Annotated in this window: 15 protein-coding genes; 5 read left to right on the top strand and 10 right to left on the bottom strand. The window is 67.1% G+C overall.

Going from position 1 to position 15,857, the window contains the following annotated elements; genetic code table 11:
* The first annotated feature begins 1 nt into the window (after nt 1).
* Together hflC and ACFFDA_RS26400 are read left to right on the top strand one after the other, a co-directional pair.
* Nucleotides 2–841, top strand: a complete 840-nt coding sequence (hflC, locus tag ACFFDA_RS26405; RefSeq protein ID WP_404482886.1) for a protease modulator HflC — start codon at nt 2–4, stop codon at nt 839–841.
* 164 nt (nt 842–1,005) lie between these two features.
* Complete coding sequence (locus tag ACFFDA_RS26400) at nt 1,006–2,550, top strand: Do family serine endopeptidase (RefSeq protein WP_404482885.1); 1,545 nt, start codon at nt 1,006–1,008, stop codon at nt 2,548–2,550.
* A 309-nt stretch (nt 2,551–2,859) separates the two neighbouring features.
* Here the strand turns inward: ACFFDA_RS26400 and ACFFDA_RS26395 are convergent, their stop codons facing one another.
* The 3 genes from ACFFDA_RS26395 to ACFFDA_RS26385 form a co-directional block, all read right to left on the bottom strand.
* Nucleotides 2,860–5,076, bottom strand: a complete 2,217-nt coding sequence (locus ACFFDA_RS26395) for a transglycosylase domain-containing protein (RefSeq protein ID WP_404480228.1) — start codon at nt 5,074–5,076, stop codon at nt 2,860–2,862.
* Between the two features lie 132 nt (nt 5,077–5,208).
* Nucleotides 5,209–5,607 carry a peptide-methionine (R)-S-oxide reductase MsrB gene (gene msrB, locus ACFFDA_RS26390; RefSeq protein ID WP_404480227.1) on the bottom strand — a complete coding sequence of 133 codons (399 nt, stop codon included), beginning with the start codon at nt 5,605–5,607 and terminating at the stop codon, nt 5,209–5,211.
* A gap of 79 nt (nt 5,608–5,686) precedes the next feature.
* On the bottom strand, nt 5,687–6,151 hold the full coding sequence (locus ACFFDA_RS26385) for a cupin domain-containing protein (RefSeq protein ID WP_404480226.1): 465 nt from the start codon (nt 6,149–6,151) through the stop codon (nt 5,687–5,689).
* Between the two features lie 56 nt (nt 6,152–6,207).
* Here ACFFDA_RS26385 and dapE point away from each other — a divergent pair, with 56 nt between their 5' ends.
* Nucleotides 6,208–7,350 (top strand): succinyl-diaminopimelate desuccinylase, encoded by a 1,143-nt coding sequence (dapE, locus tag ACFFDA_RS26380; protein ID WP_404480225.1) that lies wholly within the window; start codon nt 6,208–6,210, stop codon nt 7,348–7,350.
* Nucleotides 7,351–7,477: 127 nt separating this feature from the next.
* Nucleotides 7,478–8,797, top strand: coding sequence for a dicarboxylate/amino acid:cation symporter (locus ACFFDA_RS26375; RefSeq protein WP_404480224.1), 1,320 nt, complete (start codon nt 7,478–7,480; stop codon nt 8,795–8,797).
* Between the two features lie 28 nt (nt 8,798–8,825).
* Here the strand turns inward: ACFFDA_RS26375 and ACFFDA_RS26370 are convergent, their stop codons facing one another.
* The 3 genes from ACFFDA_RS26370 to dapB form a co-directional block, all read right to left on the bottom strand.
* Entirely contained in the window at nt 8,826–9,212 is a 387-nt protein-coding gene (locus ACFFDA_RS26370; protein ID WP_404480223.1) for a hypothetical protein, read from the bottom strand.
* A 134-nt stretch (nt 9,213–9,346) separates the two neighbouring features.
* Nucleotides 9,347–10,003 (bottom strand): endonuclease III, encoded by a 657-nt coding sequence (nth, locus tag ACFFDA_RS26365; RefSeq protein WP_404480222.1) that lies wholly within the window; start codon nt 10,001–10,003, stop codon nt 9,347–9,349.
* Nucleotides 10,000–10,728, bottom strand: a complete 729-nt coding sequence (gene dapB, locus ACFFDA_RS26360; RefSeq protein WP_404480220.1) for a 4-hydroxy-tetrahydrodipicolinate reductase — start codon at nt 10,726–10,728, stop codon at nt 10,000–10,002. Before dapB ends, nth begins: the two co-directional genes overlap by 4 nt.
* Nucleotides 10,729–10,852: 124 nt before the next feature.
* Between dapB and ACFFDA_RS26355 the strand changes: the two genes are divergently transcribed.
* Complete coding sequence (locus tag ACFFDA_RS26355; protein ID WP_404480219.1) at nt 10,853–11,563, top strand: NAD-dependent deacylase; 711 nt, start codon at nt 10,853–10,855, stop codon at nt 11,561–11,563.
* 31 nt (nt 11,564–11,594) lie between these two features.
* Here the strand turns inward: ACFFDA_RS26355 and ACFFDA_RS26350 are convergent, their stop codons facing one another.
* The 4 genes from ACFFDA_RS26350 to dnaA all read right to left on the bottom strand — a co-directional run bounded on the left by ACFFDA_RS26350 (nt 11,595) and on the right by dnaA (nt 15,677).
* The gene (locus ACFFDA_RS26350; RefSeq protein WP_404480218.1) at nt 11,595–12,368 is read right to left on the bottom strand and encodes a HesA/MoeB/ThiF family protein; all 774 of its coding nucleotides are present in this window, start codon (nt 12,366–12,368) and stop codon (nt 11,595–11,597) included.
* Nucleotides 12,365–12,757 (bottom strand): DUF983 domain-containing protein, encoded by a 393-nt coding sequence (locus tag ACFFDA_RS26345; protein ID WP_404480217.1) that lies wholly within the window; start codon nt 12,755–12,757, stop codon nt 12,365–12,367. Before ACFFDA_RS26345 ends, ACFFDA_RS26350 begins: the two co-directional genes overlap by 4 nt.
* 233 nt (nt 12,758–12,990) lie before the next feature.
* Complete coding sequence (locus ACFFDA_RS26340) at nt 12,991–13,842, bottom strand: diguanylate cyclase domain-containing protein (RefSeq protein ID WP_404480216.1); 852 nt, start codon at nt 13,840–13,842, stop codon at nt 12,991–12,993.
* 266 nt (nt 13,843–14,108) lie between these two features.
* On the bottom strand, nt 14,109–15,677 hold the full coding sequence (gene dnaA / locus ACFFDA_RS26335; protein WP_404482884.1) for a chromosomal replication initiator protein DnaA: 1,569 nt from the start codon (nt 15,675–15,677) through the stop codon (nt 14,109–14,111).
* Between the last annotated feature and the right edge of the window lie 180 nt (nt 15,678–15,857).

Genomic DNA, 15,857 nt, shown 5'->3' with positions numbered 1-15,857 from the left:
GATGGGCAACCTCTGGCAGGACTACAAGGCTGCATGGATCGCCGCCGGCGCGGTGGTGATCGCGCTGATGCTCAGCGTCATAATCGTCCCCGAGGACGAGCAGGCGGTGGTGGTGCAGACCGGGCGTCCGGTGCGTGTCTACAACCCCTTCGTCGACAAGGCAGCCTTCGGCCAGACCGGCGCGGGCGTCCATTTCCGCATCCCGCTGGTGGAGCAGGTCATCCGCATCGAGAAGCGCTTGCTCTCCGTCGACATGGAGCAACAGCAGGTCCTGTCCACCGACCAGCAGCGCCTCAACGTCGACGCCTATGCCCGCTTCCGCATCGTCGATCCGGTCAAGATGGTCGAGACCGCCGGCACCACCGAGCGCGTGACCCAGCAGTTGCAGCCGATCCTCTCCTCGGCCGTGCGCCAGGAGCTGGGCAAGCGCACGTTCCAGTCGCTGCTGACCGCCGAGCGCGGACAGGCGATGGAGAACATCCGCGACAGCCTCGAGAACGAGGCTCGCGAGTACGGCGCCCAGATCGTCGACGTGCGCATCAAGCGCGCCGACTTGCCCGAGGGAGCGCTCGCCGCCGCGTTCGTCCGCATGGAGGCAGCACGCCAGGAAGAGGCCAAGACGGTCGCCGCACGCGGCCAGCGCGACGCGCAGATCATCCGCGCAGACGCCGAGGCGCAGGCCGCCAAGATCTACGCCGACGCCTTCGGCAAGGACCCCGCGTTCTACGATTTCTACCGGGCGATGCAGAGCTACTCGGTGTCCTTCGCCAAGGACCAGGGCGGCAAGACCATCCTTCTTTCGCCCGACAATGCCTATCTGAATCATTTCAGGGAGCCGTAAGTGGTTCTGGTCGTTGCAGGCCAGGACCGGAGAATGGCGGAACGCCGGCATCATTCAAATCCGGTTAAGCTCACAAGGCCTCAATCGGCGGTGAGTTTCCTGGCCAGACCGGCCGAGACCGATGCAGCACCGCCGAAACGGAGGAATCAAAGGACGTGAAGCCCGTGCGATACGCTTATGGATTGACCAGCGCGCTCCTTCTCGGAGGCGCCACCGCAACGCTCGTCACCGGCTACCCCGCAGGCGCGCAGGTGGCCCAGAACGAAACCAGCGAAATTACCAGGACCGTTCCCCGGGCCGGCGCCCCTGCCAGCTTCGCGGACCTGACCGCCCAGCTCGCCCCGGCGGTCGTCAACATCTCGACCCGCCAGAAGGTGCAGGTCGCGGGCAGCGGCAACAATCCCTTCGCCGGCACCCCGTTCGAGGGCCTCTTCGGCGGTCAGGGCGGTGGCCAGGGCGGCGCCCCCCAGACGCGCGAGGCGCAGTCGCTCGGTTCGGGCTTCATCGTATCGGCGGACGGCTACGTCGTCACCAACAACCACGTCATCACCGCCGACGGCAAGGGACAGGTCGAATCGATCACCGTCACCATGCCCGACGGCACCGAGTATCCCGCCAAGCTGATCGGCAAGGACGCCGCCTCGGACCTCGCGGTGCTCAAGATCGAAGCCAAGAAGGCGCTGCCGTTCGTCAAGTTCGGCGATAGCCGCAATGCCCGAGTGGGCGATTGGGTGATCGCCATCGGCAACCCGTTCGGCCTCGGCGGCACGGTCACCTCGGGCATCGTCTCGGCGGTCTACCGCAACACCGGCGCCGGCGGTGCCTACGACCGCTACCTGCAGACCGACGCCTCGATCAACCGCGGCAACTCGGGCGGGCCGATGTTCGACATGAGCGGCCAGGTCATCGGCATCAACAACGCGATCTTCTCGCCCACCGGCGGCAGCGTCGGCATCGGTTTCGCGATTCCCGCCGAAACCGCCGCCCCGCTGGTCCAGAAGCTCATGAAGGGCGAGGCGATCGAGCGCGGCTACCTGGGCGTGCGCATCCAGCCGATCAACGAGGATCTCGCGGACTCGCTCGGCCTCGAGCACAACAAGGGCGAGTTCATCCAGGCCGTCGAGCCCGATGGCGCCGCCGCCAGGTCCGGCATGCAGGCCGGCGACGTGGTGGTGAAGGTCGGCGGCAAGGAAGTGACGCGCGACCAGAACCTCTCGTTCCTGGTCTCCAACATCGCGCCGGGCAGCCGCGTGCCGATCGAGGTGATCCGCAACGGCAAGCGCGTGACGCTCAACGCCACGGTCGCCAAGCGTCCCAGCGAGGAGGAACTGCAGCAGTCGTTCGATCCCAACGGCGAACAGGACGACAATGCCTTCAACAACGCGCCCACCCAGCAGGAGCAGGGCGCGGTGGAGAAGTCGCTCGGCCTCTCGGTCACCCCGCTGACGTCGCAGATCGCCCGCCAGCTTGGCGCCGCGGACGGCACCAAGGGTGTCGTCGTGGTTGCGGTCGATCCCAACTCGGACGCCGGCCAGAAGGGCTTCGCGCGCGGGTTCATCATCCTGGAGGCCAACGGCAAGCCCGTCGCCACCCAGGCGGACCTCAACGCCGCGGTCGCCGCGGTCAAGGCCGACGGCCGCTCGGCAATCCTGCTGCGCGTCCAGCCGCGCGGCCAGCCCGCCACGTTCGTGCCGGTGCGCCTGCGCTGACGCCGGACTGACGGAAAAAGAAAAACGCCCGCCGGAGCGATCCGGCGGGCGTTTTCGTGCGTGAGTGGCCGGAAGGAGGCGGTGCCGGCTGGCTCGACCGAGGCCGCATTCGTTGCCGTCGGGCACCGCCGAGGCGCAGCCGAAGCCTTGGACCAAGACTACCTGAGGTTCGTCATTGCGACCCCGGCGAATACCCGGGTCGCAATGACGATGTTACGTAAAGTCGAATGAACGAACGGGCGTCCCTTGATGGACGCCCCCGGGTGTTGCCGCACGCTGACGAGGAGCCTGCCTGGCCCCGACCTTCGATCAGGGCTGCGTCACCGGCGAGCGCAGCGGCGTCGGGCGTGCGGTCGGCGTGGGGCGGGGTGGCGGATAGCCGGTTACCTGCCCGGGCCGCAGCCCCGGGTCCTCGTTGCCGCGCCCCGTGGCGCGATCGAGGAAGTCCTCGTTGGCGGCAGGCGGCGCATCCTGGGAGCCTCTCTGCGGCCGCCCCGGCGTTCCCCCTTGACCATAGTCGGGCACCATCGCCGGCGCCGGTAGGGTCGTGCCGTCCTCGTAGCGCGGCTGATCGGCCTGGGCACCGCCTTCGGGGTGCACCAGGTTGCCGTTCTCGTCGGTGTAGTAATAGTCCTCGGGACTGCCCTGGAGTTGTTCGTCGTCGGGCTCCAGCTGCCATTCGGGAAGCTTGAGTTCGGTGTCAAACGGCTCGACCGGACGGTTGGCAACCGCGACCTTCATGTAGTCCGCGAAAGCCCGCGCGGGCGCATGTCCGCCAGAAAGGCCGCCGACCGCCTTGGCATCGTCGCGCCCCATCCACACGCCGGTGGTGATGCCGCTGGAAAAGCCGAGGAACCAGCCGTCCTTGTTCGAACTGGTAGTGCCCGTCTTGCCCGCCACGGGGCGCCCGATCTGCGCCGCGCGGCCGGTGCCGGTGGCAACTGCGGTCTGTAGCAGATCGGTGATCCCGGCGGCGACGTAGTGCGGCACCAGGACCGAGCCACGCACCGACTTGTGCTCGTAGAGCAGTTCACCCGATGTCGTCGTCACCTTGACGATGCCATAGGGCTCGACCGAAGTGCCGCCGGCCGAGACCGCAGCGAAGGCCCGCGTCATGTCGATCACGCGCACTTCGGACGTGCCCAGCACCATTGCCGGCTTGGTGTTGATCTGCGAGGTGATGCCGAAGCGGCGCGCCATGCTGGCCACGGTGCCGAAGCCGACTTCGTTGCCCAACTGCGCGGCGATGGTGTTCTTGGAATAGGCGAAGGCAGTACGGATGTCGATCTGGCCGGCGAAAGTGCGCCCGGAGTTCTGCGGGCTCCAGCCGTCGATCGTCACCGGCTCGTCGACAACGCGATCGTCGGGCGTGTAGCCCGCCTCGAGCGCGGAAAGGTAGACGAACAGCTTCCACGCCGAACCGGGCTGGCGCAGCGCGCTGACCGCCCGGTTGTAGTTCGAATTGACGTAGTCGGTACCGCCCACCATCGCCAGCACCGCCCCGTCGCGGTCCATGCTGACGAGCGCGCCCTGCGCGCCCTTGGGCACGTTGGCGTCGACCGCCTTGGTCGCGGCGTTCTGCATGCCCACGTCGAGCGTCGTCCAGACCTCGATCGGCTCGTTGTTCTCGGGGAGAAGCATGTCGAGCTGCGGCAGTGCCCAGTCGGTGAAGTAGCGAACCGAGTTCTGGCCCTTTTCCTTCGCGACACTGACGTTGTTGAAATCGACCGAATCCGCCTCGGACTGCGAGAGCACGCCCTCCCGCGCCATCAGGCCGAGCACGACCTTGCCGCGTCCGATCGCCGCCTCGACGTCGGCCGTCGGCGAATAGTTCGACGGCGCCTTGACCAGCCCCGCGATGATCGCCGCCTCGGCGGTCGACAGCTGGGTGCCGGGATGGCCGAAGAACTTGCGGCTCGCCGCGTCCACTCCATAGGCACCGCCTCCGAAGTAGACCTTGTTGAGGTACAGCTCGAGGATCTGGTCCTTGGAGAACTTGCGCTCCAGCGCCAGCGCCAGCACCATCTCGCGCGCCTTGCGCGTCCACGAGCGGGTGTTGTTGAGGAAGATGTTGCGCGCCAGCTGCTGGGTGATCGTCGAAGTCGCCTTGGCGCGGTGGTCCGTCGTCAGCGAAACATAGACCGCACGGGCCAGGCCGATCGGGTCGACGCCGGGATGCTCGCGGAAGCGCCGGTCCTCGACCGAGACCAGCGCATCGCGCATGATCGGGGGGATGTCGGAATAGCTCAGCCACTTGCCGTAGCTGGGCCCGAGCGAGACGAGTTCGCGCCCGTCACGCGCGCGAACGACGATCATCTGGCCGTTCTGACTGCTCTTGAGCGCGCTGTAGTCGGGCAGCTCGCGCATCGTGAAGAAGACGGCGGTGCCCAGGAAGATCGCGCCCAGCAAGGCGAGCGCGGCGCCCCAGATGAAAACGGCGCGCACGATGCGGCGCCACAGCGGCATGTTCACAGGCTCGGCAGATGCGCCGCGGCCCGCGCGGCTGCGGCCGGAATTCTTGGCCATGGGTAAGGTGCAAACCCCGAATGTAGGACGAAAGGTGCGGTCGCTCCTACACCTTGCACGGGCTTTTGTAACCCGAGGTGAACGCATGGTCCCTCGACCACCCGCTGCAGGGGGCGGTCAACGCCCCCGGGGTCAGTCCTTCGGCAGGAACTCCAGCGAAGCGCTGTTGATGCAGTAGCGCAAGCCCGTGGGTCCGGGGCCATCGGGGAAGACGTGGCCGAGATGGCCTTCACACTTCGCGCAATTGACCTCGATGCGCACCATGCCGTGCGAGACGTCGCGATGCTCCTCCACGGCGCTCTCGTTGACCGGCGCGGTGTAGCTCGGCCAGCCCGATCCGGAGTTGTACTTGGTATCCGAGGTGAACAGGGGCTCGCCGCAGCCAGCGCAGGCATAGAGGCCTTCCTGCTTGTTCTTCTCGTACTTGCCGGTGAACGCGCGCTCGGTCCCGGCTTCGCGCAGGACGTGGTACTGCTCGGGAGTAAGACGGTCGCGCCACTCGGCATCGGTGAGGTTGATCTTGTCGGTCATCCAAAGCTCCTTCGGACGCGGATATGGGTGGAAATGCAAAGAGTTTCCAGACTCCGTCCTGCGCTCAAAGCGAACGGCTCTAGCCCGGCCGACGTGTCGCGTAGGGCGTCCCGTCCCTGCGACAGTAGCCTTCGGGGCCGAAGGTCATGTCGATGTCCGGGTAGGCGCCGGTGCCGTCGCGATTCCCGGCGCTCACCGCGATGAAGCTGCAATCCGCGTCGCTCTCGTTGACGAGGTGATGGCCGTTGGTGACGCCCTTCGCCCAGGCGCAGACGTCTCCGGGGCCGAGTACGGTGCGGCCCTCGTCCTCCACCAGCACCGCTTCGCCGGTCAGCATGACGAGCAGTTCGTCCTCGTCGCCATGCCAATGCCGCTGGCTCGACCAGGCACCGGGTTTCAGCACGACGTGGCTCGCGCCCATCGCGGTCAATCCGCCCACGGGCGCGAGGCGGCGCCACCAGCGGCCCTGCACGGCCGCGTCGAAGGGGGCGGGATAGCCGGTCGCATTGGACTGCGGAATGGCGTCGACGTCGAGTTTGGGCACGGCTGCGCTGTCCTCCCTATGGCCTTGTGCGACCTCCTGTGCGATGGCGCGAACCTATGTCCCAGACCCTTTCCCAGACTGCAAGCGTCCTCGAACTGGCCGAGGCCCTGATCGCCTGCCCGAGCGTGACGCCCGCCACCGGCATGGTGTTCGACTGCCTCGAAGGCCAGCTCGCCCCCCTCGGCTTCGAGGTCGTCCGCTTCCTCGCGGGCGAGGCGCCGGACGGGCCGGTCGAGAACCTCTTCGCGATCCGGCGCGGACCCGAAGGATCGCGCCACCTCGCCTTCGCCGGGCACCTCGACGTGGTGCCACCGGGGGATGGCTGGACCACAGGGCCGTTCCTGCCCGAACGGCGCGGCGACCTGCTCTACGGCCGCGGCGCGGTGGACATGAAGGGCTCGATCGCGGCGATGGTCGCGGCAGTGGCGCAAGTCCCTCCCGAAGCCGGCACGATCAGCTTCGTCATCACCGGCGACGAGGAAGGCCCCGCCCGCTTCGGCACTCTCGCGCTGATCGACCTCATGCGCGAAAGAGGCGAGATTCCCGACTTGTGCCTGGTGGGCGAACCCACCTCGGTCCATCGCCTCGGCGACATGATGAAGGTCGGCCGGCGCGGCTCGGTCAACATCTGGCTCGAAGTCGAAGGCGTGCAGGGCCACGTCGCCTACCCGCACCTCGCCGACAACCCGATCACGCGGCTGGTCGCCATGCTCGCCGAACTCGACGCCATCGTGCTCGACGAGGGAACCGACTGGTTCCAGGCGAGCAACCTGGAAGTCACCGATCTTTCCTGCGGCAACCCCGCCACCAACGTCATCCCGGCGAAGGCGTCTGCCCGCATCTCGATCCGCTTCAACGACCTCCACACCGGCGAGGGCCTCGCGAACCGGGTCGCCGAAATCGCCGGGCGTCACGGCGGCACCACCCGCGCGGTCATCTCGGGCGAGGCGTTCCTGACCCAGCCGGGCGTCTTTTCCGCCATGCTCGCGGACGCGATCCGCACGGAGACCGGGATCGAGCCCGAACTGTCGACCAGCGGCGGCACATCGGACGCGCGGTTCCTCAAGGACCTGTGCCCGGTGATCGAGTTCGGCTTGTGCAACGCGACCATGCACAAGCGCGACGAGGCCGTGGCGGTGGCCGACCTCGAGGCATTGGTGCGAATCTTCCGGGGCGCCACACTCGCCGCCTTGGCGTAGTCCCGGGGACTCGATACCCGAGCCTGCACCTTCATTGCGAACCCGATGACGGTCGGCGTTGACCGATCGGGTCACGCTGTTAGGCTCCGAGCGTAGGGCTTTCGGGCAATTTCAGTACGAGGTACGAATGGGCAGACGCCTGACGCTCTATATCCTGGTCGGCATGGTGCTCGGCATCCTCGCCGGCTGGATACTCCATTCCAGCCTGCCCGCCGGCGATCCGCGGCTGGCGCAATGGGCCGACTACTTCAAGCTGCTGCCCGACGTTTTCCTCAAGCTCATCAAGATGATTATCGCGCCGCTGGTGTTTGCCACGATCGTCACCGGCATCTCGGGCATGGGCGACAGCGCGGCGCTGGGCCGGATCGGCGGCAAGGCGATCACCTGGTTCCTCAGCGCCAGCCTGATCTCGCTCGGCCTCGGCCTCGTGCTGGTCAACGTGCTCAAACCGGGGGTCGGCGCCGGACTCCAGCCCGCCGAAGACCTCGGCAAGCTGGACACGGCGGAACTGACGCTGCGCCACTTCATCCTCGAGATCTTCCCGAGCAGCGCCTTCGACGCGATGGCGAACAACAACATCCTGCAGATCCTCGTCTTCTCGCTGTTCGTCGGAGTCGCCCTTACCGCGATCGGCGAACGGGGCGCCCCGGTGGTGCGGGGAGCCGAGGCGCTGGCCGAGCTGATGCTCCAGATCACCGGTTACGTCATGCGCTTCGCCCCGTTCGCGGTGTTCGGCGCGCTGGCCGGCGTGATCGGCACGCGGGGCCTGGGCATCATCGTGACGTACGGGGTGCTCGTCAGCGAATTCTACTTCGCCATGTTCCTGCTGTGGGTGCTCCTGTTCCTGGTCGGCGGCCTGTTCCTGGGCGGACGCGTGATGACGCTTTTCCGCTACATCCGCGAGCCGCTGCTGCTCTCGTTTTCGACGGCCTCGTCGGAAGCGAGCCTGCCCAAGCTGTTCGAGCAGCTAGACCGCTTCGGCGTGCCGCGCCGCATCTCGGGCTTCATCCTGCCGCTGGGCTACAGCTTCAACCTCGACGGCTCGATGATCTACATGAGCTTCGCGTCGATCTTCATCGCCCAGGCTTACGGCATCCACGTTCCCATCGGGAGCCAGATCCTGATGCTGCTGACGCTGATGGTCAGTTCCAAGGGCATCGCCGGGGTGCCGCGCGCCAGCCTCGTGGTGATCGCGGCGACGCTCTCGCAGTTCGGCCTGCCGGTCGAGGGCATCGCGCTGCTCCTGGGCGTCGACACGTTCCTCGACATGGGTCGTTCGGCGACCAACGTGGTGGGCAATGCCGTCGCCACGGCGGTCATCACCCGCAGCGAGGGCATGTTGCAGCCATTGCTCGATCCCGACGCCGACGTGCCCCACGCGCCCACGCATACAGCATCGCAGGGCCGCAGCGGCCTCAACATCGACCCGGAGCAGTACGAGACGTAAGCGGCGGGCAGGCGGGGACGGTCCGGCCCTACTCCGCCAGCTTCACCGGCACGAACGGCCCCATCCCGCAGCCGCCGCCGCGCTGCCAGTTGTTGCCGTACTGCTGCAGCGGATAGATGATGTCCTGCCGGCATAGCTGCGTCAGCGACGTTTCGTAGGTGAATGTATTCGCCGACTTGAGCCCGTTGCAGCGATTGGGCAACGTCACGCGCCACACCTTGTTGCCGGCACCGCCGATGAAATCGATGGTCCGGTCGTCGCGGATGCGGGTGTTCGAAAACTGCGTGAGCGGCAGGCAGTCGCGCGCCTCGCCGATGGCCTGGGCAGCGGGCGAAGGCGCGGGGATCTCGCGCGGCTGTTCCTGCGAACAGGCGGCCAGGGCGAGAAGCAGGATCACGGGCGTGCCTTTGTTCATGGCTTCATCCTCTCGTAGCCGTCGGGGGACGGCGGACCGATTGTCCGCTCATCCGCCCTCGCCTGCAAGACGGAGCCGACGGACGATGGCCTTGGAACGGAAATCCTTCCGGTAGCACCCCGATCACCTGGATTTCAGGCCACTGTCCTGCCGCCCTTGCCGAGGACCTTGGCCTTGAAGGCGCACAAGTCCACCTCCGGGCAGCGCCAGCATTCGGGCGTGCGCGCCTTGCAGATGTAGCGGCCGTGCAGAATCAGCCAGTGATGGGCGCCGACCCGGAAGGGCTGCGGTACCTTCTTCTCCAGTTGCTTCTCGACCGCCAGCGGCGTCTTGCCCTTGGCAAGCCCGGTGCGGTTGCCGACGCGGAAGATGTGGGTGTCCACCGCGAAGGTCTCGGCCCCGAAGGCGCAGTTCATCACCACGTTGGCGGTCTTGCGCCCGACGCCCGGCAGCTCGACCATCGCGTCGCGATCGGCCGGGACCTCGCCTCCGTGCCGGTCGACCAGGATCTGCGAGAGGGCGATGACATTCCTCGCCTTGGTGTTGAACAGGCCGATGGTCTTGATGTGCTGCTTGAGGCCCTCTTCGCCCAGCGCCACCATCTGCGCCGGCGTCTTGACCTCGCGGAACAGCGCCCGCGTCGCCTTGTTGACGCCGACGTCGGTCGACTGCGCCGAGAGCGTCACGGCGACCAGAAGCTGGTAGGTATTGCCGAACTCCAGCTCCGTCTCGGGCGAGGGATTGGCCTCGGCGAGACGGCGGAAGAATTCGAAAATATCGTCCTTCTTCAAAGACCCAGAACCTCGGGCATGGTGTAGCGGCCAGGGTCCTTGCCCACCAGCCACTGCGCCGCACGCACCGCGCCCTTGGCGAAGATCGCCCGGTTCTCGGCGAGGTGCGAGAGCGAGAGGCGCTCGTTGTCGGCGAGGAAGTGGACGGTGTGGTCGCCCGCCACGGTGCCGCCGCGCAGCGCCGCGAAGCCGATCGTGCCCGCCTCGCGCTTGCCGGTGATGCCGTCCCGGCCGCGCACGGCGGTGTCCGCCAGCGTGACTTCCCGCCCCTGCGCCGCCGCTTCGCCCAGCAGCAACGCGGTGCCCGAGGGCGCGTCGACCTTCATGCGGTGGTGGGTCTCGACGATCTCGATGTCCCAGTCCTCGCCCAGCCGCGACGCCGCCTCGCGCACGAGGTGAGCCAGCAGCGTGACGCCGAGCGAAGTGTTGCCGGTCTGTAGCACGGGGATCGTCTGCGCCGCCGCGTCGATCAGCCAGTGGTGGCGCTCCTCCAGGCCCGTGGTGCCGATCACGATGGGCAACCCGGCGGCGATGGCCGCGTCGAGGTTGCCTTCCAACGCGCCGGGGCTGGAGAAGTCGATCAGGATTTCGGCCATGGCGGCCACTGCGGCCACGTCGCCATCCTTGTCGACGCCGCCTGCCAGATCCTCTCCCGCATCGGCGACGGCCGCCGCGATCGCCTGGCCCATGCGCCCATGGCTGCCGATGATTCCGATTCGTGTCACGCAACTGTCTCCAAGCGGGGGTCATGCTGAACTTGTTTCAGCATCCATCGTGCCCCAAACCCGCAGCAGCGAATGGCGCACAATGGACCCTGAAACAAGTTCGGGGTGAGGCTGAAGGAAAGCGATGTCCGATATCCGCAAGATCGTCATCCTCACGGGCGCGGGCGTGTCCGCCGAGAGCGGCATCGACACGTTCCGCGACGGCGGCGGGCTATGGGAGCAGCACCGCGTCGAGGACGTCGCCACGCCCGAGGCCTTCGCGCGCGATCCCGACCTCGTGCTGCGCTTCTACGACATGCGCCGCGAGGCGATCCAGACCAAGCTGCCCAACGCCGCCCACCTCGCGCTGGCGAAGCTGGATGCCCAGTGGCGGCAGGCCGGGCGCGAGTTGCTGATCGTCACCCAGAACGTCGACGACTTGCACGAACGCGCCGGCGCTGCCCGCGTCCTGCACATGCACGGCGAGCATCTCAACGCCTGGTGCACCGCCTGCGACGTACGCTCGCGCTGGACCGGCACGCTCATCGAGCGCCCACCCTGCCCGGAATGCGGCGAGACGGCACTGCGTCCCGACGTCGTCTGGTTCGGCGAGATGCCCTACGAGATGGACACGATCTTCTCGGCGCTGCGCGAGGCGGACCTGTTCGTCTCGATCGGCACTTCCGGCGCGGTCTACCCGGCTGCCGGCTTCGTCCGCAATGCGCGCGAGTTCGGGGCCGCGACGCTCGAACTCAATCTCGAGCCCAGCCAGGGCACCGCCTGGTTCGACGAGGCGCGCCATGGGCCGGCGACGCAGATCGTGCCGCAGTGGGTGGAGGAGATTTTGGGCAAGTAACGCGGTTTCACGCGGCGCCTCCGCGCGCGCCCTAATGGCCCCCGCCGCACCCCTTGCAGGCCGGGTCCTTGGCGATCTTCAGCCCCCGCATCGAGGGCGCCAGGCCATCGATCAGGTGGAGCGTCCCGAACTGCGGCTCCCCGAACGCGGCGTGTCCCGCCAGCAGGACCCGCATCGCGTGCAGCGCGGCGAACGTCCCGACCATGCCCACCATCGCCCCCAGGACGCCGTCGGCGGCGCAGGTATCGCAGTCGACCGCGTCGAAGGCGTCGCCTACGAAGCAGCGGTAGCAAGCCTGATCCGGCAGATGCCCGGCGAAGTTCGCGACCTGGCCCTGGAACCGGCCGATCGCCGCCGTGGTCAGCGGCACGCCCAGTTTCACGCAGGTATCTGACACCAGCAGCCGAGTCGCAAAGTTGTCACACCCGTCCAGTACGAGGTCGGCGCCGGAAAGCACCTCGTGCGCGTTGTGATCCCCCAGCCGCGCCACCACGGGTTCGACCTTCAGGCCAAGATCAAAACGCCGCACCCACTCGGCTGCCGTTTCCGCCTTGGGCCTGCCGACATCCGACGGCGTGTAAATCGTCTGGCGCTGGAGGTTGCTGACGTCGATGACGTCGTCGTCCACCAGGGTGAGACGGCCTATGCCGGCTGCGGCGAGGTATTGCAGGGAAGGACTGCCTATCCCGCCGCAGCCGACAAGCACCACATGCGCCGCCTCCAGGGCCACCTGGCCGGCGCCACCGACTTCAGGCAGCACGATATGGCGCGCGAAGCGGCCGATCCGTTCGGGAGCGATGGTCATAGGGCCTCGGGGTCCTCGGGCAGGCGCTCCTTGACGAAGCCGTGCATCCCGAACCACCACTGGACGGCGATCACGCCGCCCTTGGCGGGCTGGAGCATGCCCAGCATCATCGCCAGGGCCAGCGGCACCAGGATCGCGATCATCGCCACCGGGCCCAGCTCGAAATCGAGCGAAAGCATGATGATGAGCGGGGCCATGAGATGTCCGGTGACGATCATGGCGATGTAGGCCGGAAAGTCGTCGGCCCGCTGCGGCCGCAGATCGAGCGCACAGACCGGGCAGCGCTCGCGCGGCTTGAGCCACTTATGGAACAGGCGGCCCTCGTCGCAGCGCGGGCAGCGGCCGCGAACGCCGCGCAGCAGGGCTTGTGCGAAAGTGGCGGGTATCATCGCCCAGCGCCTACAGCATGGATGGCGGGGGGTGAAGCGTTGTTGGCACACGCGGGCACGTTATCGCGCCCGTGTCGCCATCCTGGATAGCACCCTTGTTTCGTCATTCCCGCATAGGCGCTCACGCATCTGATGAGGTTTCCAGTTGCACGGGCATCAGATGGTCCCCGCCTTCGGGGATGACGAAAGTTTGGAACCTATCGACGTTCTGGCACGGCAGGAACCACCGGCCCTCAGAGCCCGCCGACATGCACCTGGTTGCGGCCGGCGTTCTTGGCCGCATAGAGCGCCGCGTCCGCCTGCTTGGTCGCATCGCCGAGCTGCGCGAAAGTGCGCACCGGCGCCAGACCGCAGGAGAACGTCACCGCCCGGTCCTCGACGCCCAGCCCCGTATCGAGCGCCACGGTCGCACGCAGGCGCTCCATCACCAGGCGTGCCTCGTCGAGCGTGGTGTCGGGGAGCAGCACCGCAAACTCCTCACCACCCCAGCGAGCGGCGATATCGGTACGGCGCAGGTAGTCCTCGATCTTGCGGGCGAGCGACTTGAGCAGCACGTCGCCGGTATCGTGGCCATACTGGTCGTTGATCGTCTTGAAGTGGTCGATGTCGATGATCGCGAGCACTGCGTTGCTGCGGCCGCGCAGCACCTGCTCGGCCGAATCGAGGAAGCCGCGACGATTCCGGATTCCCGTGAGCGGATCGCGCTCGGCCGCCTCTACGAGCTGGTCGATGCGCGCCGCCGTCTCGTTGGCGGCCGTGGTCACGCCGCTCAGCAGTCGGCCGACGAGATCGTCGCCGCCCCGGGGGACGACGACGATGCGCTCGCCGTTCTGGATCGCCGAAAGCATGCCGGTGGCCTCGCCGATCGGCGCCAGCAATGCATGGATCGCGGCCAGGCCAAGGCCGGTGCCGACCAGCGTCGCGACCAGCAGGGTCACCAGGGTCAGCACCTGCCATTGACCGGTCACTGCCTGGAGGGCGATGCAGGCGATCAGCGGAATGTGAACTGCACCGAAGCAGAAGAAGAGAATCCGCCGCTCATAACTGCGGGGAAATAGAAAAGCCGTGGCTCTGTAGAAGCGCATGGGGGGAATGCCTTCTTTCCGTTGGAGGAGAATGAAACGCGGCTGCGTTCCGGTCACGCTACGGACGATAGGCTTATCGAAAGGTTAAGTTCCGCCGCCCGAAGGCCGATATAACCGCTGCGAAGCGATTAATGTTCGATCCGGCTGGAGTTCGTTCCCGCGGCTTTCCTGCCCCCGCCGGGAATCAGACGGGCCGGCAAGGTCATCCCCTGCCGGCCCGCTGTGTCCGATCCTGTGGTAACCCGCCGGCCGGGGCCGGGCGGGACTCAGCTTTCGAGCTGGCGCAGTAGCGAGCGCACGTCGCCGTCCATGTCGGCATCGCGGGTACGCAGTTCCTCGATCAGGCGAACCGCGTGGATCACCGTCGAGTGGTCGCGGCCACCGAACTTGCGGCCGATCTCGGGGTAGGAGCGCGGGGTCAGCACCTTGGCGAGGTACATTGCCACCTGGCGCGGGCGGACAACGGCGCGGGCGCGGCGCTTGGAACTCATCTCGGTGCGGTCGATGCGGTAGAACTGGCAGACCGTGCGCTGGATCTCGTCGATCGTGATGCGGCGGCGGTTGGCCGAGAGGATGTCGGTGAGCTGCTCCTCGGCGAGCTGGAGCGAGACTGCCTGCCCGGTGAGCTGCGCATAGGCGATCAGCTTGTTGAGGCCGCCGACCAGCTCGCGCACGTTGCGATTGATGGTGCGGGCGAGGAACTCGATGACGTCGGAGGGCACCTCGATCGAGGCGAAGCGCGTCAGGCGGCTTTCGAGGATCGAGCGGCGCAGCTCTATGTCGGCCGGCAGGATGTCGGCAACGAGGCCCATCGACAGGCGCGAGAGCAGCCGCGGTTCCACCCCGTCGAGCGCCTGGGGCGCACGGTCGGCGGCGAAGACCAGACGCTTGCCTTCCTGGAGCAGCGCGTCGATCGTGTAGAGCAGTTCTTCCTGCGCCGACGCCTTGCCGATGATGAACTGGATGTCGTCGACCAGCAGCAGGTCGAAGCCCCGCAGGCGCGACTTGAACTCGATCATCTGGTTCTGGCGCAGCGCCTGGACGAACTCGACCATGAAGCGCTCGGCCGAGCAGTAGAAGATGCGGGCGTGCGGGTGACTGGCGAGATAGGAATGACCGATCGCGTGCAGCAGGTGCGTCTTGCCCTGGCCGGTGGCGGCCTTGAGGTAGAGCGGCGAGAATTGCGGCGTCTCGGTTGCCGACATGCGCTGCGCGGCATTGCAGGCCAGGACATTGGACGCGCCGGTCACGAAGCTGGTGAAGGTCTGCGAGGCGTCGATGCCGGCCGGGCCCTGGCCGAGCGAGGCGAACGATTCGCCCGCCAGCGCGGCGCCGAGCGGATCGGAAGACCCGGCCGCCGAATCGTTGGCCGGCGCGCTCGAAGGGCGACCGCCGTTGCCGAGACGCAGTTCGGGAAGCTGGCGACGGCCGGGATGGACCAGGATACGCACGTGGCGCACGTCGGGACGGGCGATCTTCCAGGCCAGCGACAGGCGGTCGGCGAATCGGTCCGTCACCCAGTTGGCCGAGAACTCGGTCGGCAGGTACAGGTCGAGCGTGCCGGTCTCGGCGCAGTAGTTGCCCGGCTGGATCGGCTTGATCCACTGGCTGTGCGCCTGTTGGCCCAGGTCCTTGCGCAGGCCCTGGCTGATGTCAGCCCAGTCCGCCGCCAGGTTCACGGCTTCCTGATCTTCTTCAACGGCCACTCGCACCACCTTGGACTTCCTGTTCACTTCGTTGTTACCTTGGTCGACCGCTTGGACCGTTTTGGAGCTGTTTGCCGAGGGATGACCTGCTGACGTATTGGACACCGTCCGGAACTCCCCCGCTTGCATAGACACCTAGTGGTTGCAGAATGAGGCCCACAGCACGAACGCGTCGTGAACGAGGGAAGGAAAAACCTCCCCTCAACCGCAAACGCAATGTTCGCGGCCGTCGTTCCAAACGCTATCGCTTGTTTCCCCGGCCCGTTCCGCAACGGCCGAGCCCCCTTTTAGGAAGGCGTTTGCCCCACA

The sequence above is a fragment of the Novosphingobium sp. BL-52-GroH genome (genome assembly GCF_044813085.1).
Lineage (GTDB): Bacteria > Pseudomonadota > Alphaproteobacteria > Sphingomonadales > Sphingomonadaceae > Novosphingobium.
The sequence above is the reverse complement of the archived record's forward strand: the minus strand, read 5'-3'. Positions and strand labels throughout refer to the sequence as shown.

What these genes read in the sequence shown, in the direction of transcription:
- ACFFDA_RS26375 (WP_404480224.1), top strand. Translation starts at nt 7,478, where the DNA reads ATGGGCAGACGCCTGACGCTCTATATCCTGGTCGGCATGGTGCTCGGC.
- ACFFDA_RS26395 (WP_404480228.1), bottom strand. Translation starts at nt 5,076, where the DNA reads ATGGCCAAGAATTCCGGCCGCAGCCGCGCGGGCCGCGGCGCATCTGCC.
- hflC (WP_404482886.1), top strand. Translation starts at nt 2, where the DNA reads ATGGGCAACCTCTGGCAGGACTACAAGGCTGCATGGATCGCCGCCGGC.
- ACFFDA_RS26345 (WP_404480217.1), bottom strand. Translation starts at nt 12,757, where the DNA reads ATGATACCCGCCACTTTCGCACAAGCCCTGCTGCGCGGCGTTCGCGGC.
- msrB (WP_404480227.1), bottom strand. Translation starts at nt 5,607, where the DNA reads ATGACCGACAAGATCAACCTCACCGATGCCGAGTGGCGCGACCGTCTT.
- ACFFDA_RS26355 (WP_404480219.1), top strand. Translation starts at nt 10,853, where the DNA reads ATGTCCGATATCCGCAAGATCGTCATCCTCACGGGCGCGGGCGTGTCC.
- ACFFDA_RS26340 (WP_404480216.1), bottom strand. Translation starts at nt 13,842, where the DNA reads ATGCGCTTCTACAGAGCCACGGCTTTTCTATTTCCCCGCAGTTATGAG.
- dnaA (WP_404482884.1), bottom strand. Translation starts at nt 15,677, where the DNA reads ATGCAAGCGGGGGAGTTCCGGACGGTGTCCAATACGTCAGCAGGTCAT.
- dapE (WP_404480225.1), top strand. Translation starts at nt 6,208, where the DNA reads ATGTCCCAGACCCTTTCCCAGACTGCAAGCGTCCTCGAACTGGCCGAG.
- ACFFDA_RS26350 (WP_404480218.1), bottom strand. Translation starts at nt 12,368, where the DNA reads ATGACCATCGCTCCCGAACGGATCGGCCGCTTCGCGCGCCATATCGTG.
- ACFFDA_RS26370 (WP_404480223.1), bottom strand. Translation starts at nt 9,212, where the DNA reads ATGAACAAAGGCACGCCCGTGATCCTGCTTCTCGCCCTGGCCGCCTGT.